Below are 17,955 nucleotides of genomic sequence, written 5' to 3' on the forward strand. Positions count from 1 at the left end.
GCGCCAGTCAAATCTAACAGACCAAGGGCCGGAATCAAAAGCGCCCGGCTTTTGGCCGGGCGCTCCTCGTCCCCACTTCAAGGGAAATGGTCAGGCGCCGCGCATCAAGCAGCCGCCGGCAAGCACGATGAAAGCAATAAGCACGATCCACGTCGATGCGAGTGGAATGAATGAGAGAACGCCAAGCGCGGCGAGAACGCCGATGATGGCGATAACAACGGAGATGATAAAAACGATCTGGGTAGGTGCGCTAAGATTCATGTCTGCCTCTCCAACATGATTCGAACAGCGGCATCCTATCAGGGCGCGGGATCACACACCAATCAAGGCCCGCAGCGGGTTCGCCGGGTCAGCCAGCAACTTCACAGCAAGCGCCAGGCATACGATCACCAGCAGCGGCTTGATCAGTCTTGCGCCGATGCGCATGGCCAGGCTGGCGCCGACGCGAGCGCCGAGGAACTGGGCGACGCCCATCATCAGGCCGATCTTCCAGTAGACGACGCCGAAGGCCGCGAAGACGATGAAGCCGCCGATGTTGGAGGCGAAGTTGAGCAATTTGGTATGCGCCGTCGCCTTGAGCACGCCGTAGCCGGCAAGTGCCACGAAGGCCAGCATGTAAAAGGAGCCGGCGCCTGGCCCGAACAGGCCATCGTAGAAGCCGATGGCGGGCACCAAGGTCAATCCAAACAGGAACGGCGACAGGCGCTCGGCGCGGTCGACATCGTTCATGTTGGGCTTGAACGCGAAGTAGAGCGCGATGGCGATCAGCACGATGGGCAGGGCAGCCCGCAGTATGTCACCCGGCACGATCGTCGCCAGCAAGGCGCCGATGGCGCTGCCGACAAGGGCCAGAAGCGCCGACGGCAATTGCCGGCGCAGGTCGACATGACCCTTCGACGCGTAGTGGATGGTCGCCGAGCCCGAGCCGAACATGCCTTGCAGTTTGTTGGTGGCGAGCGCCTGGACCGGCGTGAAGCCGGCAAGCAGCAGCGCCGGCACTGTGATCAGCCCGCCGCCGCCGGCGATCGAATCGACAAAGCCCGCGGCAAAAGCGGCGAAAGCGAGCATGGCGACGGTCTGGATGCTAAGGTCGATCATCTGATGTATGGGGGTGTCCGGCCGGCTGAAATATCGGGCGTTCGACCACGGCCGCCCTGTTTGCGCAAGATCGATTCCGCGCTACCTCTATCCCGGCGCATCGCGCCTGGATTGTGTTTGTGTAGTTAACCCGGAAAAGAGGGGCTCCTGATGGCATTCGCATTGCTGGACCAGATACGTCAGATATTCGACGGCGACCCCGGCGTGCGCAAGGTGGCGGACGATCCGGTCCTATCGGCGGAACTGCTGATGCTGTTTCGCATGATCCTGGCCGACGGGTCGGTCAGCGAGAGCGAAATGGTTGCCTTCCGGCGCATCTGCAAGGACGCCTTCGGCATTCAGGAAAGCAGCATCGACAGCGTCATCGAATATCTCAACGAGTTCGGCTACGAGACCAATGGCTCGCAGGCGATTGCACTGTTCCGCGATCTCGACGTCGAGCGGCGCCGGCAATTGGCCAAACATATGGCGGAGATCGCCAAGGCGGATTCGCAACTGGCCGAGAGCGAGATCCGCCTGCTGCGCCGCACGCTCGACCTGCTCGATATCAGCCCGGTCGATGTGGTCAAGACGCAGGAGTGATCGGGCCGCCTTCTCTCCTGATCAGCCTTGCTCCCGCAGCCGCTCCGCGATCGCCCGGTGCAAGTCAGGGGCGGCGGTGACAAGCGCCTTGGCAGCCTCGGACTGCGGGTGGTCGAGCACTTCGCTCGTCTTGCCGCGCTCGACGATCTTGCCGTCATGCATGACCAGCACCTCGTCCGTGATGGCGCGGGCCACGGTCAGGTCGTGGGTGATGAAGAGGTAGGCGATGCCGAGCTTCTGGTTGAGCTCTGCGAACAGATCGAGGATCTGGGCGCGGATCGAGACATCGAGCGCCGAGACCGGCTCGTCGGCAACGACCAGCTTGGGGCGGGTGATGATGGCGCGGGCGATCGACAGGCGCTGGCGCTGGCCGCCGGAAAATTCATGGGGGTATTTGTCCATGTCGCTGATGCCGAGGCCGACTTCGTGCAGGGCATGCGCCACCATCTCGCGGCACTCGGCGCGCGTCGGCTTTTTCTCCAGCACATGCAGGGGTTCGGCAACCAGCTTTTCCACCTTCTGGCGCGGGTCGAAGGAGCCATAGGGATCTTGAAAAACGACCTGCATATCGCGTCGCGCCGGCTTTAACTCGGCTTCGCTCTTGCCGGTTATGGTCCCGCCGCGGAACGAGATTGAGCCCGATGTCGGCCGATCCAGCGCCAGGATCATGCGGGCGAGCGTCGACTTGCCGCAGCCGGAGCGACCAACCAGTGCCACTGACTGACTCGGCGCCATCGACAGCGAGACGTCGTCGACGGCGCGGATACCAGGCGCGCGCTTAAACAGCGAAGTGCGCCGGCCGGGATAGTCGCGGGTCACGCCCTCGACCTGAAGCAAAGGGCGGCCCGTCTCGATGCCATGCGGCCTGGCGCGCGCCGGCACATGCATCGAGGCCTGCGCCAACTGGCGCGTGTAGGGGTGGAGCTGTTCGGATAGCGTGCGTGCGGTGTCGCCGGCTTCCATCACCTCGCCGCGGCGCAGGATGGTGATGCGGTCAGCCATCTCGGTCACCACGGCGAGGTCATGCGAGATCAGCAGCAGGCCCATGCGGCTCTCCGCGACGATGTCGCGCAATAGATCAAGGATTTGTGCCTGCAGCACCACGTCGAGCGCCGTCGTCGGTTCGTCGGCGATCAGCAGCTTCGGCTTCAGCGCACAGGCGATGGCGATGACGACGCGCTGGCGCTGGCCGCCCGACAGTTCGTGCGGATAGCGCGACAGCGGGAATTTCGCTTCGGGCAAGCCGACACGGTCGAGCATTTTTCGCGCCCGGTCTTCGGCCTCGGCGCGGCTGGCCCTGGTGTGCCAGCGTATGCCTTCGGCAACCTGTTCGCCGATGGTCTTGACCGGATTGAGCGCCGTCATCGGCTCCTGGAACACCATGCCGATGTCGTCGCCGCGCAGCGCGCACATCTGGTCCTCGGTTGCTGCCAGGATGTCGATGCCGTCGAATGTGACACGTCCGCTGGCGCGCGCGGCATGGGGCAGAAGCTGCATCACCGTCAGCGCGGTCATCGATTTGCCGGAACCGGATTCGCCGACCAGCCCCATCACCTCACCGGGCGCGACGGAAAGCGCCACACCCTTGAGGATCTGCGTGTCGCCGATGGTCAGCGACAGGTTCTCGATGTCGAGCAGGCTCATCGCTGCCGCCGCGATTTCGGATCGAGGATGTCGGCGATGCCGTCGCCCAGCAGGTTCAGCCCCAGCACGGCGACAACGATCGCCATGCCCGGAAAGATCGCCATCCATGGCGCCACCACCATGCGGGTCTGCGCGTCGAACAGCATGCGGCCCCAGCTCGGCATTGGCGGTTGCGCACCCAGGCCGAGATAGGAAAGCCCGGCCTCGGCCAGGATGCCCAGAGCGAACTGGATGGTGCCTTGCACCAGAAGCAGCGTGGCGATGTTGGGCAGCACATGTTCGATTGTGATCTGCGTGCTGCTCTTGCCGGCGGCGCGTGCGGCGAGAATGAACTCGCGCGGCCAGATCGCCAGCGCGCCGGCCCGGGCGACGCGCGCAAAGACCGGGATGTTGAAGATGCCGATGGCGATGATGGCGTTGACGGCGCCCGGCCCGAAGATGGCGGTGATCATGATCGCCGACAGCAAAGCCGGGAAGGCGAAGACGAGGTCGTTCAGCCGCATCAGTGCCTCGTCGACGAGGCCGCCGCGTGCCGCGGCAAAGGCGCCGAGCGGCACGCCGACCCCCATGCCGATGCCGACCGCGACCAGCGCCACGGCAATCGAATTGCGGGCGCCGACCATGACCATCGACAGGATGTCGCGGCCGAAATGGTCGGTGCCGAACCAGTGCGCCAGCGAGGGCGCTTGCGTCTTATCCGATATCACCAGTTTCGTGACGTCATAGGGCGTCCAGGCATAGGAGACGACAGCCATTGCCAGGATCAGCAGGGTGATGACGAAACCGGCAACGAAGGCGGTATTCCCGAACGCCTTGCCCAGGATGCTGCCGAACGTCTCTTCTGATATGTCGATGTGCAATGTCATTGCCGGCTTCTCAGGCGCGGATCGACGACCGCATAGGAAAGGTCGACCAGCAGATTGACGGCGATGACGGCGGCGACCAGCAGCATGACGACGCTTTCGACGACGATCAGGTCGCGCTGGGTGATCGCCTGGAACACCAGCCTGCCGAGGCCGGGCAGATAGAAAACATTCTCGATGATGATGGTGCCGGCAAGCAGGAAGGCGAACTGCAGGCCCAGAATGGTCAGCACCGGAATCATGGCGTTGCGCAGCGCGTGCCGCCACAGCACAGCTCGGTAGGGCAGACCCTTGGCGCGGGCGGTACGGATATAGTCCTCGTTCAGCACCTCGATCAGCGCCGAGCGGGTGACGCGCGCCAGAATCGCGGCTTGCGGCAAGGCAAGCGCCACTGCCGGCAGCAGCAGCGACTTCAAGGCTGGCCAGACGCCGGCACTCCAGCCGGGAAAGCCGCCAGCAGGAACCAGCCGCAGCCAGACGGCGAAGACATAGATCAGCATCAGCGCGAACCAGAAATTGGGCACGGCGACGCCAAGCTGTGCGGCGCCCATGGAAATCGTATCACCGGCCCGTCCACGCCGGCTGGCGGAAAACAGGCCGACGGGAATCGCGATGAGGGTGGAGAGCGCAAGCGCAATCAGCGCCAGCGGCAGCGAGACGGCCAGCCGCTCGCGCACCAGATCGATGACCGGCACCGAATAGGTGTAGGAGCGGCCGAAATCGAGGCTGAGCAGGCCGCCCGCCCAGTGCAGATAGCGCCAAGCCAGCGGCGCGTTGAGGCCCATCTGGTTGCGCAGCAACTCGACCTGGTCGGCACTGGCATTCATGCCCAGCATTAGCCGCGCCGGATCGCCGGGCAGGATCTCCAGGACGGCGAACACCACCATGGAAGCCAGCACCAGCGTGGCGATGGCGATGGCGAGGCGTTTTAGGAGGTAGGCGGTCATGGAAGGTGGGGGATCATTCGCTCCACTTCACCTTGGTCAAATCATTGGCCTGGATCGGGGCGTTTTCCCACAGCCCTTGCAGCCTGGCGTCCCAGACGCCGATCTTCGGCAATTCATAGAGGAAGCCGACCACCGCATCGTCGGCCAGGATCTTCTGCGCTTGCCCCAGCAATTCCTTGCGCTTGGCTTCGTCGGAGGTGACGCCGAGATCGGCAATCACCTTGTCGAAGGCCGGGTTGTCGTAGTTGAAGTAATAATCCTTGCGCGAATAGATATCGATGTCGTTGGGCTCGGTGTGGGAGACGATCGTCAGGTCGTAATCCTTCTTGGTGAACACCTGGTCCAGCCACTGTGCCCATTCGACCGGAATGATTTCCAGATCGATGCCAACGTCGCGAAGCTGCGAGGCGATGATTTCGCCACCGAGACGGGCATAGGTGGGCGGCGGCAGTTTCAGCGTCGCCTTGAAGCCGTTCTCGAGGCCTGCCTCTTTCAGCAATTCCTTGGCCTTGGCGACATCATGCGGGTAGCGGCCGGTGAGGTCGACATAGTCCTTGTTGGCCGGCGACATATGCGAGCCGATCGGCTGGCCGAGGCCGGCCGAGGCGCCGTCGATGATGGCCTTGCGGTCCAGCGCGTAAGAGATCGCCTGCCTCACCTGCAGCTTGTCGAAAGGCGGCTTCTTGTTGTTGATCGACAGGATGGTCTCACCCTCGGTCGCGCCGATCACCACCTTGAAGCGCGGGTCGTCCTTGACCTGGGCGACGCTGTCGGCATCGAAGAACGGGAAAGCCTGGATGTCGCCCGAGAGCAGCGCCGGCACATAGGCCGCGGCATCCGGCACGATGCGAAACTCGGCCTTGTCGAGCGACGCCGGCGTGCCCCAGTAATTGTCCGATTTGACCAGCGTGATCGACGATCCCTTGGCCCAGCTCTGGAATTTGAACGGGCCGGTGCCGATCGGTTTCTCCTTGTTGGTGTCGGCAGATTCCGGCGCCACGATCACCGCGTCGCCCCAGCCCATATTGTAGAGGAACGAGCCCTGCGGGTTCTTCAGCGTGACCTTGACGGTTGCCGGATCGACGACGTCGACCTTGTCGATGGCGGCGAACAGGCCCTTTTGTGCGTTGACGGAGTTGTCGGCTCGCGCCCGGTCGAGCGAGAATTTCACGTCGGCGGCATCGAAGTCGGTGCCGTCATGGAATTTCACGCCCGTGTGCAGCTTGAAGGTGTAGACCTTGCCGTCATCGGAAATGTTCCAGCTTTCGGCCAGATCCGGCAGCACCTCGCCATTCGGCCCGATGCGCGTCAGGCCTTCGAACACATTGGCGTAGAGAACCTCGTCGATCGCTGCGGCGGCACCGGCGGTCGGATCGAGATGCGGCGGTTCGAGCGGAATGCCGATGACCAGGTCGGTTCGCGCGGCGAACGCAGAGGTGCCGGCGGCCAGCGACAGCACCGCGGCCGCCAGAATGGTTTTCCACAATTTCATCGTGCAACTCCCCATGCGTTCAGACACGTGCTCGAACCCGAGTGATAGAAGCGTGATTTCGCCACGGAGTAAATTGCGTTTCGTTCTGCCCCTTGGCGTGGCCGGGAATGTTTTTATCCTGGCGGTCGCATCGGCAGGTCGAAGCTTGTCGCGGTGCGCACCTTATCCCGTGGCTGTGCCGCGCAGCAGCACGTTGAGCCCTATCGCCATCACCTTGGCCGATTCCACCATGTCCGATATCCCGACCCATTCGTCCGGCCGATGGGCGAGGTCGAGAATGCCAGGCCCATAAGCGATGCAATCATAGATATGGCCGATGCGAGCTATATGCTTCTGGTCATAGGTGCCGGGCGAAATGACATAATCGGGTTCGCGGTCGAAGATCGCCATGATGCCTTGCGCAACCGCCTTGACCACCGGCGCGTCGCGCTCGGTCATCAGCGGCAGCACTTCCATCAGGTCGCGGATTTCATAGTCGAATTTTGTCCGCTCGCGTTTCAACCGGTCGAGAATGCCGGTCACTTCACCTTTGACGGTGTCGAGATCCTCCTCGAGCAGGAAACGGCGGTCGATGGTCATCCGGCAGGAGTCGGGCACGTTGGGCGACGGCAGGCCGGGCCGGAAATCCTCGGTCTGGCCGCCATGGATCGAGTTGATGTTCATGGTCGAGCGTTTTGCTCCTTCGGGCACGACCGGCATGCGCGTCATCTTGCGGTCGAGCGCGGGAAACAGTTCGTCCTCGAAAGCCCGCAGCACGGCGCCCATGTGGCGCACCGCATTGTCGCCGAGAAACGGCATCGAGCCGTGCGCGATCTCGCCCTTGGTCTCGATCTCCGCCCACCAGACGCCACGATGGCCGAGGCAGATGCGGTCCTTGTTCAGCGGCTCGGGAATGATGACATGGTCGACCCTGGGTTTTGAGAAATAGCCGAGCCTGGCCAGATGCGCGACGCCGCCGAAGCCGCCGGATTCCTCGTCGACGGTGCCGGATATTTCGATGGCGCCGGGAAAATCGGGGAAGACTTCCAGGAAGGCCTCGGCTGCGATGATAGAGGCGGCAAGGCCGCCCTTCATGTCGCAGGCGCCGCGGCCATAGACCCTGCCGTCCCTGACGATGCCGGCGAAGGGATGGACGGTCCAGCCATCACCGGCTTCGACCACGTCGATATGCGAGTTGAAGTGGACGCAGGCGCCCGGCGACCTGCCTTCGGAACGGGCAACGACATTGACGCGCGGGTAGCGGTCGGTGTCGCCGGGCGTGCCTTCGGCGCGGATGAACTCGGTCTCGAAACCGCTCTTCTTCAGCCGCGCGCCGAGATATTCGGCGCATGGCCGGTAGGCCTCGCCAGGTGGATTGATAGTCGGAAAACGGATCAGTTCGGCGGTCAGCGCGACGACGTCGTCGCGCCTGTCATCGATTGCCTGGAGGAGTCGCTGGTTCATGCGCAGAGTTGAGCAGCGATCCCAGCGGTTTTGCAAGCCCGCCGGCGATCAAGCCGGTGCGGCGTGTCGTTGCGGCAACTATTGCGGGAAATCGTTCAAATTCGCTGCTTTGGATTGGCGAATTGGTCAAGGTGTGTGTGTTAGCCCGTGCATCTGCCATTAAAAAGATGAAAAACAATCAGGCAGGCAGGTTAGGGGCAATCAAAGGGGTTTGATCGCATGAAAAAGACAGTTCTCATGGCAACCATGTTTGTTGCAATGCTGTTCGGTGCTTCGGGGCAGGGCTGGGCAGCCAGCCTCGTTGCAAATATAGACGTGTCGTCGCAGACGATGACCGTCAGATATGGCGCGTCGGTTTACCGGTGGAGTGTCTCCACCGCCCGCACCGGCTATTTCACGCCGCGCGGCACCTATCGGCCGCAGCGCACGGCCAGGATGTGGTATTCGCGCAAATACCATATGTCGCCGATGCCCTATTCGGTGTTCTTCCATGGCGGCTATGCCATCCATGGAACCGGCGCCGTCAGGCAGCTCGGCCGCCCGGCGTCGCATGGCTGCGTGAGGCTGCACACGGCCAATGCCGCCACGTTCTATTCGATGGTGCGGGAAGTGGGTTTCGGCAACACGCGCATTGTCGTCACCAACTAAGGCGGTTCAGGTTCGCTGTTGTCTGCTGGCGCTGGGCTAACCCCACGCCAGCAGCTCTGCCTAAGCGTTTGGGACCGCCTTTGCCTGCGGTCGCTTTCGACGCCCGCCGCTGATCTCCCACCTTTTGTGGAACCACATCCACTGGCCGGGATCTTCTCGCACCCAGCGCTCGACGACGTCGTTGAGACGCTGGGTGGTGGCACGGACATCGACGCTGCCGTCAGCGGTGCGCGGCAAGGTTAACTTGTCCTCGATTTCGAGCCGGAAGCGGTTGCCCGGCAGCCTGACGCAGCGCGCCGGATAGACGTCGCAGTCGTAGTGGCGGGCAAGGGTGGCCAGCACGCGATTGCTCTGGCAGGGACGGCCGAAGAATGTCGTCTCCAGTCCATTGGAGAATTTCTGGTCGACGAGGATGCCTATATTGCCGCCGTTCTCCAGAACCCCGGCCAGGGCGAATGACGCGCCCGCCATGGATGGCAGCAACGAGCCCATGGTCGAGCGGCGCGTCGAGAGGATGTAGTCGGCGAGATAGGGATTGTTAGGCGGGCGAAACAGCGCAGTGATGTTCATGCCGAAAGTCGCGGCCGCCACCGGCAGCAATTCGAAATTGCCGAGATGGCCGGTAAAGACGATATGCGGCTTCTCTTCGCTGGCTATTTCGACGAAGTGGTCAGCTCCCTTGACCTCGACGCGGCCGGGCTCGCTGGCCGCGGGGTCGTAGTCGAAGAGGGCGTCGAGAAAAATGTATTCCGCGGCCAAGCGGGCCATGTTGCCCCACATGTCGGAGGCGATCGCTTGGATTTCGGCTTCGCTCTTTTCCGGATAGGCCTTGCGCAGATTGTCGACGGCGACCTGATGGCGTCCCACCCGGGGGCCGACCAGGCGTGCGACGCGGTCGGCGAAATTCAGCGCACTGTCGGCCGGCAGCAGGCGCAGGACCGAGATGATCATCATCGCTGCCCGCGCCACCAGCCAGTAATTGAGCTGGCGCAGTTGCCTGCCGTAACGAAATTTGAGGTCCCGGCGGAACTTCTTGAATACAGAGGTCAAGGCTCTAGCCGACGCGCAGGATGATCTTGCCGAAAACGTCGCGGCCTTCCATGCGCTTCAGCGCGGCGTCGATACCGTCGAAGCCGACTTCGGTGTCGATGACGGGTGCGACTTGTCCCGCCGCCATTTTCTGCATGGCGTTGGCCATGTTTTCCATGCGGCAGCCAAAGGAGCCAAGCAGTTTCAATTGCTGCTGGAACAGCTGCATCAAATTGATCTGCGTCGACACGCCGGAGGTCGAACCGCAGGTCACCAGGCGGCCGCCACGCTTCAGGCACAGCATCGAGGCGGCGAATGTGTCGGCGCCGACATGTTCAAAGACGACGTCGACGCCCTTCTTCTTGGTCAGCTTGCGCACGACGCCCTCGAAACGGTCGTCGCGGTAGTTGATGACATGGTCGGCGCCGAGCGCCTTGGCCTTGTCGATCTTGTCGTTGGAGCCGACCGTAGTGATGATCGTGCAGCCCATCCGCTTGGCCAGCTGGATGGCCGCCGAGCCGATGCCGGATCCGCCGGCATGGATAAGGATGGTTTCGCCGGGTTGAAGCCTGGCGTTGTCGAACAGCATGTGCTCGACGGTGCCGAAGGTGACGGGCGCCACCGCCGCCCCGATGTCGGTCACGCCGGGCGGGGCAGGGACCAGCAGGCGGGCCGGCAGATTGATCTTCTCCTGCGCGAAACCGTCGAGATGGAAACCGTGCACGCCCGAAACATGTTCGCAGAGGTTGTCGCGGCCTTCGCGGCAAGCTCGGCAGAGGCCGCAGGTGCGCGCGCCATAGATCGACACCAATTGTCCGGGCAGCAGGCTGGAAACGCCGGGGCCAACCGCCTCGACCTCGCCGGAGGCCTCCGCGCCGACGACCAGCGGCAGCTTGCGCTTGGCGAAGGCCATGCCGCGCCAGCCCCAGACGTCGATATGGTTCAGCGCTACTGCCTTGATGCGCAGCGTGACTTCGCCGAGTGCCGGCGGTGGAGGAGGCGGCAGGTCCACCGTCTCAAGACGGCGGTCCTCTATAAGTTGCAATGCGCGCATGGGGCCTGTCGGTTCAGTCTGGCTGAAAAAGGTCGCTTAGACCGGTTCCCGCGCCATGACAAGGCAAGTGTTCTGGCCGCCGAAGCCGAAGGAGCTCGACAGAACGGTGCGGACCTCGGCGTTGCGCTTCTTGTTCGGCACCACGTCGAGCACGATCGCGGGGTCGGGATTGTCATAGTTGATGGTCGGCGGAATGACGCTTTCGCGCATCGTCATCAGCGAGAAAGCCGCCTCGACAGCGCCCGCCGCCGACAGCGTGTGACCGATCATCGATTTGTTCGACGAGACCGGCATAGAGCCGATCCGCTCGCCGAACACCGTCGACAGCGCCAGATGCTCCATCTTGTCGTTTTCGGGCGTCGAGGTGCCGTGGGCATTGACGTAGTCGATCTCGTCTTCACCCAGTCCGGCATCGACGAGGGCGGCGCGGACCGCGGCGATGGCCGGTGAAGCGTCCGGTTTGGAGCGGGTGCGGTGGAAGTCGTCGGCCTTCTCGCCGCAACCGCCCAGGACGCCGAGAATAGTCGCGCCGCGAGCCAATGCCGTCTCAAGCGATTCCAACACCAGCGCCCCGGATCCCTCGGCCAACACGAAGCCGTCGCGATCCCTGGAGAAGGGTTTCGACGCCTTTTCGGGGATGTCGTTGTGCGTGGAGAGCGCCGAAAGCAATGAGAAACGGATCAATGCCTCGGCGGTCGCGGAACCGTCCGCGCCGATCGACAGCGCACGGTCGCATTCGCCGCGTCGGATCGCCTCGACACCGAGCTGAATCGCGGTGGCGCCTGAAGCGCAAGCCGTCGACAGCGTGATCGGCAGACCACGCGTGCCAAGGCGATCGGCAAGGCGGCCGGCGATCGAACCGAACTGGGTGGTCTCGAAAATATCCAGCTCTTTCAAGCTACGCGCGACCCGAAGCAGTCTTTCGGCGGCGGTGACATCCTTGTCCTTGTCAGAATTGTAGAGCGAGAAGCGCTCGGCCCAGTCGAGTTCGACTGGCGGCGATGCGAGGAAGAGCGGTCCGCCGAAATCGCTGGAATCAAGACCGGCTTCGCTCACCGCTTCTAAGCCCGCAAGCTCGGCTAGCTCATAGGTGAGTGGGCTGGCGCCTTTCGAGCTCGACGGCAGGAAATCGACCATGCCGGAGATGCGGGTGTTCAATTGATCGATGGGAAAGCGGGTGATCGGGTGAATGCCCGACTTGCCGGAGGTCAGTGCCGCCCAATTGTCTGATTTGCCGACGCCAAGCGAGGTCACCACGCCGATGCCGGTGACGGCGACGATCGGCCTGCCCATGTGATCTCTGAGATTGGCCATCCGGGAGCCCTCTTATCGTTGCAGCATGGGTCGTGGAGCCGCGTTACGCGGCATTGACCAGCGCCATGCCCTCGAATTGGTGATAGCCGATCGCCGTTGCAAGGACGGATTGGGGAACGCCTTCGAACGGCGTCTCGGCTGCGGCATCAAAAACAGGATAGGCGGCCTTGCGGTCGACAGCGAGTGCCGCCAGTGCCACAGCGAAAGGAAACTGTGCTTCCTTCATGTGCCCGGTCAGCGTCGAGAAGCCACGCGCGGCGATCGCCGGATTGGCATCGAGCGCTGCCTTCTCGGCTGTTGTCGCCGCATGCGCCCCCGATGCGCCCGACAGGGTCAGCAATTTGCCGTTCGGCAATGCAGCCTGCTTGAGCAGTGCGGCGATCTCGGCGTCGAGTTCTCCCCGTGGCCGCCGGGCGCGGCCGGAGACGACCGGTCCAAGTTCTGCATAGATCTTGCGGCCGCGGCTCATCGCGTGTTCGCGCTGCTCCAGCACCAGGAAGGCGCCGCCGGAGCCGGTCACGACGCCACCGCCCTCAGTGCCCTGTCTTTGCCAAACCGGCTTCCATGGGCCGCGATGCAGATAGCCGGCGAGTTCATAGCCGAGCAGCATATCGGAATGTTCGGTCTGGAAGGCACCGCCGACCAGGATATGCGTCGACTGACCCGAGCGGATGCGTGCGGCGGCCGTTTCAACCGCGGCGACACCGGCACCTTCCTCGCCCATGAAGGTTCTGGACGAACCGGTGACCTTGTGGACGATGGAGATGTTGCCGGCGAGCAGGTTGGACAATTGGGCCAGAAACAGTGTCGGGCGCAATTCGGTGGTCAATTTCTCGTTGAGCAGTACATCGCGGTCATTGCGGCTTTCCGAAGCGGCGAGAATGGCGGCATCGACCGCCTCGTCGCGCTCGCCGCCGCCCGCCGCCACAACCATGTCCATGGTCGCGCAGAGTTCGTCATCGCCCTTGATGCCGGCGTCGTCCAGTGCAAGGCCGGCAGCATAGGTGCCGAGCCTCTGCCAGGTTTCCATCTGGCGCTGATCGCCACGCTTGGCGATCTGCAGGTTCCAGTCGATCTCAGGCAGCGGATGGACAGTATAGGGTGCAAAGCGCGTCGCTTCGAGCATCGGCTGCGGGCCCGGTTGCGCGAGCTTCTGCCAGTGGGCGTCAGGACCTTCCCCCAGCGAGGAGACAAGGCCGATACCTGATATGACGACGTCGCGGGGGCTGCTCATGTGCGGCTTTGTGGGTCAGGCGGCAGAGCGCGTCAAGATCGTGCGTTTAACTGACGTCAGGCAGTCTTGGCGGCGACCAGCGCGTCGATCTTGGCGCACAGGTTCTTCATGACGAAGTAGTCGTCGGTCGAAGCTTTGCCGTCATTGACCTCCTGGGTCCACTTTTCCAGCGGCACCTTGATGCCGAATTCCTTGTCGATGGCAAAGACGATGTCGAGGAAATCGAGGCTGTCTATGCCGAGATCGTCAATCGTATGGCTCTCGGGCGTGATGGTGTCGATATCGATCTCGCTGGTGTCGGCAATGATCTTGGCGACTTTGTCGAACGTGGTGGACAAGGGCTTTTCCTTCGGTTGCGGGCGGAATCTGTCCGCATCTTGTTTGGGCGCTGTCTAATCGGTTTTTTCCGGCAGGAAAAGGCCTGATACGCCGGGCGCAGATGGGTAGGGTTCCTTCGAAACGCAAGAAGGGCCGCCGGTTTACCCGGCGGCCCTTCTGTTGACGCAACGTCAGCCTTATTTCGATGCGTGTCGTTTTTCCAAAAGCGGAACACTTTTGGCGACATGCATCAGCTGTCGCGAAGCTTGACCAGATCGTTCAGCAGCCCGCCCGTTCCGTTGTGGACGGTCAGCCGCTCGACCTTGCCGGCGATGGTTTCCAGCGCCTCGAGCTCCTTCAGCCGCAGCATCACCGGGTTTTCCGCCATCACCCTGGCCGTGTTGAGGAGGGAACGGGTCGCGTTCGTCTCCTCGCGGCGACGGATGATGTTGGCCTCGGCCTGCTTTTCGGCCGACACCACCTGGTTGAGGATCTCGCGCATCTCGCCCGGCAGGATGACATCCTTGAGCGCGATATCGCTGACCTCCACGCCGATCTCGGCCATGTCGGCGCGGACCTTGGCTGCCGCTTCCTCATCGACCGTCACCTTCTTTTCGAGGATCTGATCGAGTGTCAGCGCGCCAAGCGTCTTGCGGAAGGCATATTGCAGGGCGCGGTAGAGGGCTTCGGAGAAGTCCTTCACCATGCTGACCGCCTTGACCGGATCGACGACCCGGTATTCGGCTGCGATGTTGACGCGGATCGTCACGCGATCCTTGGTCAGCACTTCCTGCCCGGCAACGTCGAGCGACTGGCGCTTGAGGTCGACGACCTTGATCTGCACCATGCGTCCGACGTTCCAGAAGCCATGCACGCCCGCCGTCAGCGTCCTGACCAGGACACCGTCGATGAACAGCAGTCCGGCCTGACCATCGACGACCGGATGGACGGACATCAATTCCGCCTTCCGGGCCTGGCCGAGCCGGCGCATGATCGCCGCATCGATGGCGAGATCGACTGACGTGTCGATCAGCGTCACCTTCCAAGGGCCGGCATCCGTCCACAGCACGAGCTTGCGGTCCGGTGCCAGCACGGCGTGCAGATTGCCGTCACGCTCGATGACGGCGACATCCGTGCGCCCGGTGCGAACGACGGTGAAATGACGCGCGGCCACATCCGGAAGCTTGTCGAACAACGCCTTCTCGTATGCCGAAACGAATTCCGGGTTCTTCAGATCGTGCCGAGACACTTCGAGGCTGCCGCGCCGGTTGGCGAGCCAGTGCTCGCCCGGCAGCAGGACAGCCTTGATCTCCCCCTGGTGGAGGGCGAGGGCACGTTCGTTTTCCTTTACGAGGACGCGCTCGCGTCCAAGAACCTTGTCGAGAATGGTCATTGTCTTACTCCTGTCGGGCATGGCCCCATGCGAGGCGTCACGTCATGCGTCGATCTTCCCTTCGTTTCTCGTTTCACGTCGTCTCTTGCGTCGTAGCCCGGGCACGAATGATCCGGAGACTGGTGGCATCGAGCCGTGGCGGGCCTTCGGGAGCGGATCGCGGGGCAGCGAAGCGGGCGCAGGAGGCCTTAGCCTCCCTTGCCGGCGACACCGCGCCTTGATCGTCACCGCGGGCCTGGCCGCGAGCCGATGGCGAAAGACGCTTGGGATGATCCGCGCCCGAAAGCTTGGGTCACCCGTCCAGTCTTTCGCATTCCAGTCCCCGGACCGTTTTTCGGATGGCTTTTCAAAGGCCAAATGGAGAAGGAATCGAACCTTCGACAGTCAGATTAACAATCTGATGCTCTAACCAAACTGAGCTATCCGTGGTGCAGATGAAGGGACTCGAACCCACAACCTCCGGATTATGTCCGGCGCTCTCCCAGTTGAGCTACATCCGCGATCCCAATCCCCAAAGCGGCGCCGTATGCAGGGCGGCAATGCCGCCTGCACGGGCGGAGACGAAAGCTCCAACCGTTGTGCTCGCTTCGGTTCTCGTGACCGGGAGCGCGCCTATAGCCCCTGCGACGGGTTGTCGCAAGCGGCATTGTCACGGCGAATTTGCGGCTTCTTTCAACGGTGGCATTTCAGCAACACCGCTTTCGGCGTCAGCGATCGCGCGCAGCACGCTCAGAAGGTGACGCGGCCGAGCACGCGCAGGCCATCGCCTTGCGGCTCGACGACGACGGCCTCACCTTCGCGCGGTGAGATGCCGGTCAGTGCCACGATGTCTTCCAGATGGGTGACCATGACCAGATTGTCGGAGCCGGAATAGGCGCGGATTTCCTTCAGGATCGCAGCGGTCTGCGCGGCCTTCTGCGTCTCGTCGCCTTTCAGGAGATCGAGCGGTGCAAAGAGTTCCGGGTCGGCCTCGAAGGCGATGCGGGCGGTGTCGAGGCAGCGGCAATAGCGGCTGGACAGCACGCGCTCGATCGGTGCCGCCCGAGCGGCAAACAGAGCGCCGATCTTGCTCGCCTGCTGCTTGCCGCGCGCCGACAGGTTCATCTGGGTGGCGCAGCTGTCGATGTCGAAATTGGCCGGATCGGTGGTGCCGGTGACCATGGCATGGCGCAGCAGCACGACGTGTCCGCCGTCGCGCAGCAGCGCCCAGCCTGCATCCGTGGCGTGCGCCACGCCGGGAACAACAAGCAGGAACAACGCCAAGGCAAATCGAATCATCCGCTATCCTTCTGCGGTTCCCGGCAAGGGGTTCCGGTGGCAGGACATATAGGGACGGTAAAGCCGGCCGAAAGACAAGGCGCGGTCGGCGGGAAGCGTAGACCTACTTCTTCGCCATCTGCTTCTTCACCAGATCGACCTTCTGGTCGGTGAGAGGGATGGCTGGTGTAGCCGGCTTCGGTAAAGCGCTGCTTGGCGTTCTCGAAGAATCCGATCGCCTTTTGATATTCGGCCTTGCCGCCGCCATAGCTGGCCCGATTCCAGCTGACATCCCCGAGATTGTTCTGCGCGAAGGCCATTGCATCGGAAGGCTTCCCTGGTGAATACCTTCAGCGTCGCCGTGAATGCGGCCTCGATCGGTGACGCTGCGCGCGTCGCTTTTCGTCTCGGCAACTGCAAGCGCGGTCGCGGCAAGACAAAGCAGTGCGGCGACGAAAGCCGTCAGCCATGCCCGCTGCAAAAGACGGAGGTTCGAGAGTCGGACAAAGGCTATTTGTCGTCCGTGTCCGCCCTGATGATCCAAGCCCTCTATAACGCTGCCAGCCGACGATGATCAAATTCAGGCGCGATTGCGTCGCGGTCCCGGCTCGCCTATCACCGGGAACCCGCCCCTCACGGTAAAAATGTCTCCGCTCACCGAAACCGTTCTTTTCGTCTTCAGCCTTGTCGCGCTCGGCTACCTCGCCGGGCTCACCGGCTATCTGAAGCCGGCGAGCGGCGAGGGGATTTCGGAATTTGCCATCAACGTGGCGATGCCGCTGCTGCTGTTCCAGACGATGGTGAAGTCCGACTTCCATGGCGTGGCGCCTTGGCCGCTGTGGGGCGCTTACTTCACGGCGGTTGCAATGACATGGGCTGCCGGCCATCTGGTGACGACGCGGATCTTCGGGCGGGACGCACGCGCAGGCATCGTCGGTGGAGTGTCGTCGTCCTTCTCGAATGTGGTGCTGCTGGGCATTCCCTTCGTTCTCGGCGTATTCGGGTCCAGGGGATTCGAAGTGCTGTCGCTGCTCGTTTCCGTGCATCTGCCGACCATGATGATGGCTTCGATCATCATGTTCGAGATATTTGGCCGCGGTGGCAGTGAGCCCGTACACCCGCTGCGCATCGTCCAGAGCTTTCTGAGAAGACTGTTCACCAATCCCCTGATCATCGGTATCCTGGCCGGGCTGGCCTGGCGCCTAACCGGCGCGCCGCTGCCGAACCTTGCCACGCGGCTGGTCGATACGCTGGCTGGCACTGCCGGGCCAGTGGCGCTGTTCGCCATGGGGCTCAGCCTGCGCCGTTTCGGCATATCGGGCAATGTCCGGCCGGCGTTGGCGCTTTCGGTGCTGAAGCTGTTCCTGATGCCGGCGCTGGTGCTGGTCTTCGTCTGGTTGCTCGGCATGCCGCCCTTGACGGCCAAGGTGGCGGTGATGGTGGCCGCGATGCCATCCGGCGTCAATTCCTATCTGATCGCGGTGCAGTTCAACACCGGCCAGGCGTTGGCGTCGAACCAGATGACCCTCGCCACGGCCTGCGCCGCCGTCACCACCGCGTTCTGGCTGACTGTTGTCTTGTACGTTTTCGGGTAAGGCATCGGTGTAAGCACGTCAGCCTGCTCTCGTCTCGCTCTGGC

20 protein-coding genes and 2 tRNA genes are annotated in these 17,955 nt (G+C 62.9%); 5 read left to right on the forward strand and 17 right to left on the reverse strand.

Annotated elements, in window-relative coordinates:
- Positions 1–90: 90 nt before the first annotated feature.
- Positions 91–261 carry a hypothetical protein gene (locus AC0NIL_RS17565; RefSeq protein WP_473573095.1) on the reverse strand — a complete coding sequence of 57 codons (171 nt, stop codon included), beginning with the start codon at positions 259–261 and terminating at the stop codon, positions 91–93.
- Positions 262–312: 51 nt separating this feature from the next.
- Entirely contained in the window at positions 313–1,098 is a 786-nt protein-coding gene (locus AC0NIL_RS17570) for a TSUP family transporter (RefSeq protein ID WP_013531213.1), read from the reverse strand.
- A 150-nt stretch (positions 1,099–1,248) separates the two neighbouring features.
- Between AC0NIL_RS17570 and AC0NIL_RS17575 the strand changes: the two genes are divergently transcribed.
- The gene (locus tag AC0NIL_RS17575) at positions 1,249–1,680 is read left to right on the forward strand and encodes a TerB family tellurite resistance protein (protein WP_063168183.1); all 432 of its coding nucleotides are present in this window, start codon (positions 1,249–1,251) and stop codon (positions 1,678–1,680) included.
- A gap of 21 nt (positions 1,681–1,701) precedes the next feature.
- Here AC0NIL_RS17575 and AC0NIL_RS17580 read toward each other — a convergent pair whose 3' ends face one another.
- The 5 genes from AC0NIL_RS17580 to AC0NIL_RS17600 form a co-directional block, all read right to left on the reverse strand.
- Positions 1,702–3,324: an ABC transporter ATP-binding protein gene (locus tag AC0NIL_RS17580; RefSeq protein WP_473573092.1), complete on the reverse strand. Its 1,623-nt coding sequence runs from the start codon at positions 3,322–3,324 to the stop codon at positions 1,702–1,704.
- On the reverse strand, positions 3,321–4,190 hold the full coding sequence (locus tag AC0NIL_RS17585) for an ABC transporter permease (protein ID WP_064993700.1): 870 nt from the start codon (positions 4,188–4,190) through the stop codon (positions 3,321–3,323). Before AC0NIL_RS17585 ends, AC0NIL_RS17580 begins: the two co-directional genes overlap by 4 nt.
- Positions 4,187–5,134: an ABC transporter permease gene (locus tag AC0NIL_RS17590; RefSeq protein ID WP_473573090.1), complete on the reverse strand. Its 948-nt coding sequence runs from the start codon at positions 5,132–5,134 to the stop codon at positions 4,187–4,189. The genes AC0NIL_RS17585 and AC0NIL_RS17590 overlap by 4 nt, the downstream gene beginning before the upstream one ends.
- Before the next feature lie 13 nt (positions 5,135–5,147).
- Positions 5,148–6,626, reverse strand: a complete 1,479-nt coding sequence (locus tag AC0NIL_RS17595; RefSeq protein WP_473573089.1) for an ABC transporter substrate-binding protein — start codon at positions 6,624–6,626, stop codon at positions 5,148–5,150.
- Between the two features lie 162 nt (positions 6,627–6,788).
- Positions 6,789–8,069 (reverse strand): acetylornithine deacetylase/succinyl-diaminopimelate desuccinylase family protein, encoded by a 1,281-nt coding sequence (locus AC0NIL_RS17600; protein ID WP_473573087.1) that lies wholly within the window; start codon positions 8,067–8,069, stop codon positions 6,789–6,791.
- 8 nt (positions 8,070–8,077) lie between these two features.
- Here AC0NIL_RS17600 and AC0NIL_RS17605 point away from each other — a divergent pair, with 8 nt between their 5' ends.
- Together AC0NIL_RS17605 and AC0NIL_RS17610 are read left to right on the forward strand one after the other, a co-directional pair.
- Positions 8,078–8,284 (forward strand): hypothetical protein, encoded by a 207-nt coding sequence (locus tag AC0NIL_RS17605; RefSeq protein ID WP_127224121.1) that lies wholly within the window; start codon positions 8,078–8,080, stop codon positions 8,282–8,284.
- Positions 8,285–8,288: 4 nt separating this feature from the next.
- A complete protein-coding gene (locus AC0NIL_RS17610; RefSeq protein ID WP_013531220.1) occupies positions 8,289–8,717 on the forward strand; it encodes a L,D-transpeptidase in 429 nt (142 codons plus the stop codon).
- Positions 8,718–8,777: 60 nt separating this feature from the next.
- Here the strand turns inward: AC0NIL_RS17610 and AC0NIL_RS17615 are convergent, their stop codons facing one another.
- From AC0NIL_RS17615 to AC0NIL_RS17660, 10 genes are all read right to left on the reverse strand, one after another.
- On the reverse strand, positions 8,778–9,767 hold the full coding sequence (locus tag AC0NIL_RS17615) for a lipid A biosynthesis lauroyl acyltransferase (RefSeq protein ID WP_027160475.1): 990 nt from the start codon (positions 9,765–9,767) through the stop codon (positions 8,778–8,780).
- A gap of 4 nt (positions 9,768–9,771) precedes the next feature.
- Positions 9,772–10,800 carry a zinc-binding dehydrogenase gene (locus AC0NIL_RS17620; protein ID WP_013531222.1) on the reverse strand — a complete coding sequence of 343 codons (1,029 nt, stop codon included), beginning with the start codon at positions 10,798–10,800 and terminating at the stop codon, positions 9,772–9,774.
- Positions 10,801–10,836: 36 nt separating this feature from the next.
- Positions 10,837–12,114, reverse strand: a complete 1,278-nt coding sequence (locus AC0NIL_RS17625; RefSeq protein WP_473573086.1) for a beta-ketoacyl-ACP synthase — start codon at positions 12,112–12,114, stop codon at positions 10,837–10,839.
- A 43-nt stretch (positions 12,115–12,157) separates the two neighbouring features.
- Entirely contained in the window at positions 12,158–13,348 is a 1,191-nt protein-coding gene (locus tag AC0NIL_RS17630) for a beta-ketoacyl-ACP synthase (RefSeq protein ID WP_473573085.1), read from the reverse strand.
- Positions 13,349–13,404: 56 nt separating this feature from the next.
- Positions 13,405–13,686, reverse strand: a complete 282-nt coding sequence (locus AC0NIL_RS17635) for an acyl carrier protein (RefSeq protein ID WP_010909964.1) — start codon at positions 13,684–13,686, stop codon at positions 13,405–13,407.
- Positions 13,687–13,916: 230 nt separating this feature from the next.
- Positions 13,917–15,059, reverse strand: a complete 1,143-nt coding sequence (locus AC0NIL_RS17640) for a slipin family protein (RefSeq protein WP_473573084.1) — start codon at positions 15,057–15,059, stop codon at positions 13,917–13,919.
- Between the two features lie 358 nt (positions 15,060–15,417).
- A tRNA-Asn gene (locus AC0NIL_RS17645) sits at positions 15,418–15,484 on the reverse strand.
- Between the two features lies 1 nt (position 15,485).
- Positions 15,486–15,559 (reverse strand) — tRNA-Tyr (locus AC0NIL_RS17650).
- A gap of 229 nt (positions 15,560–15,788) precedes the next feature.
- Positions 15,789–16,337: a histidine phosphatase family protein gene (locus AC0NIL_RS17655; protein ID WP_013531226.1), complete on the reverse strand. Its 549-nt coding sequence runs from the start codon at positions 16,335–16,337 to the stop codon at positions 15,789–15,791.
- Positions 16,334–16,636 carry a hypothetical protein gene (locus AC0NIL_RS17660; protein ID WP_245268538.1) on the reverse strand — a complete coding sequence of 101 codons (303 nt, stop codon included), beginning with the start codon at positions 16,634–16,636 and terminating at the stop codon, positions 16,334–16,336. The genes AC0NIL_RS17655 and AC0NIL_RS17660 overlap by 4 nt, the downstream gene beginning before the upstream one ends.
- A gap of 20 nt (positions 16,637–16,656) precedes the next feature.
- Here AC0NIL_RS17660 and AC0NIL_RS17665 point away from each other — a divergent pair, with 20 nt between their 5' ends.
- Together AC0NIL_RS17665 and AC0NIL_RS17670 are read left to right on the forward strand one after the other, a co-directional pair.
- Positions 16,657–16,890 (forward strand): hypothetical protein, encoded by a 234-nt coding sequence (locus tag AC0NIL_RS17665; protein ID WP_275952839.1) that lies wholly within the window; start codon positions 16,657–16,659, stop codon positions 16,888–16,890.
- Positions 16,891–16,960: 70 nt separating this feature from the next.
- A complete protein-coding gene (locus AC0NIL_RS17670; RefSeq protein ID WP_127370801.1) occupies positions 16,961–17,911 on the forward strand; it encodes an AEC family transporter in 951 nt (316 codons plus the stop codon).
- The last annotated feature ends 44 nt before the right edge of the window (positions 17,912–17,955 follow it).

The organism is Mesorhizobium sp. WSM1343 (genome assembly GCF_055901535.1).

What these genes read in the sequence shown, in the direction of transcription:
- AC0NIL_RS17565 (WP_473573095.1), bottom strand. Translation starts at nt 261, where the DNA reads ATGAATCTTAGCGCACCTACCCAGATCGTTTTTATCATCTCCGTTGTT.
- AC0NIL_RS17570 (WP_013531213.1), bottom strand. Translation starts at nt 1,098, where the DNA reads ATGATCGACCTTAGCATCCAGACCGTCGCCATGCTCGCTTTCGCCGCT.
- AC0NIL_RS17575 (WP_063168183.1), top strand. Translation starts at nt 1,249, where the DNA reads ATGGCATTCGCATTGCTGGACCAGATACGTCAGATATTCGACGGCGAC.
- AC0NIL_RS17580 (WP_473573092.1), bottom strand. Translation starts at nt 3,324, where the DNA reads ATGAGCCTGCTCGACATCGAGAACCTGTCGCTGACCATCGGCGACACG.
- AC0NIL_RS17585 (WP_064993700.1), bottom strand. Translation starts at nt 4,190, where the DNA reads ATGACATTGCACATCGACATATCAGAAGAGACGTTCGGCAGCATCCTG.
- AC0NIL_RS17590 (WP_473573090.1), bottom strand. Translation starts at nt 5,134, where the DNA reads ATGACCGCCTACCTCCTAAAACGCCTCGCCATCGCCATCGCCACGCTG.
- AC0NIL_RS17595 (WP_473573089.1), bottom strand. Translation starts at nt 6,626, where the DNA reads ATGAAATTGTGGAAAACCATTCTGGCGGCCGCGGTGCTGTCGCTGGCC.
- AC0NIL_RS17600 (WP_473573087.1), bottom strand. Translation starts at nt 8,069, where the DNA reads ATGAACCAGCGACTCCTCCAGGCAATCGATGACAGGCGCGACGACGTC.
- AC0NIL_RS17610 (WP_013531220.1), top strand. Translation starts at nt 8,289, where the DNA reads ATGAAAAAGACAGTTCTCATGGCAACCATGTTTGTTGCAATGCTGTTC.
- AC0NIL_RS17620 (WP_013531222.1), bottom strand. Translation starts at nt 10,800, where the DNA reads ATGCGCGCATTGCAACTTATAGAGGACCGCCGTCTTGAGACGGTGGAC.
- AC0NIL_RS17625 (WP_473573086.1), bottom strand. Translation starts at nt 12,114, where the DNA reads ATGGCCAATCTCAGAGATCACATGGGCAGGCCGATCGTCGCCGTCACC.
- AC0NIL_RS17630 (WP_473573085.1), bottom strand. Translation starts at nt 13,348, where the DNA reads ATGAGCAGCCCCCGCGACGTCGTCATATCAGGTATCGGCCTTGTCTCC.
- AC0NIL_RS17640 (WP_473573084.1), bottom strand. Translation starts at nt 15,059, where the DNA reads ATGACCATTCTCGACAAGGTTCTTGGACGCGAGCGCGTCCTCGTAAAG.
- AC0NIL_RS17655 (WP_013531226.1), bottom strand. Translation starts at nt 16,337, where the DNA reads ATGATTCGATTTGCCTTGGCGTTGTTCCTGCTTGTTGTTCCCGGCGTG.
- AC0NIL_RS17660 (WP_245268538.1), bottom strand. Translation starts at nt 16,636, where the DNA reads ATGGCCTTCGCGCAGAACAATCTCGGGGATGTCAGCTGGAATCGGGCC.
- AC0NIL_RS17670 (WP_127370801.1), top strand. Translation starts at nt 16,961, where the DNA reads ATGTCTCCGCTCACCGAAACCGTTCTTTTCGTCTTCAGCCTTGTCGCG.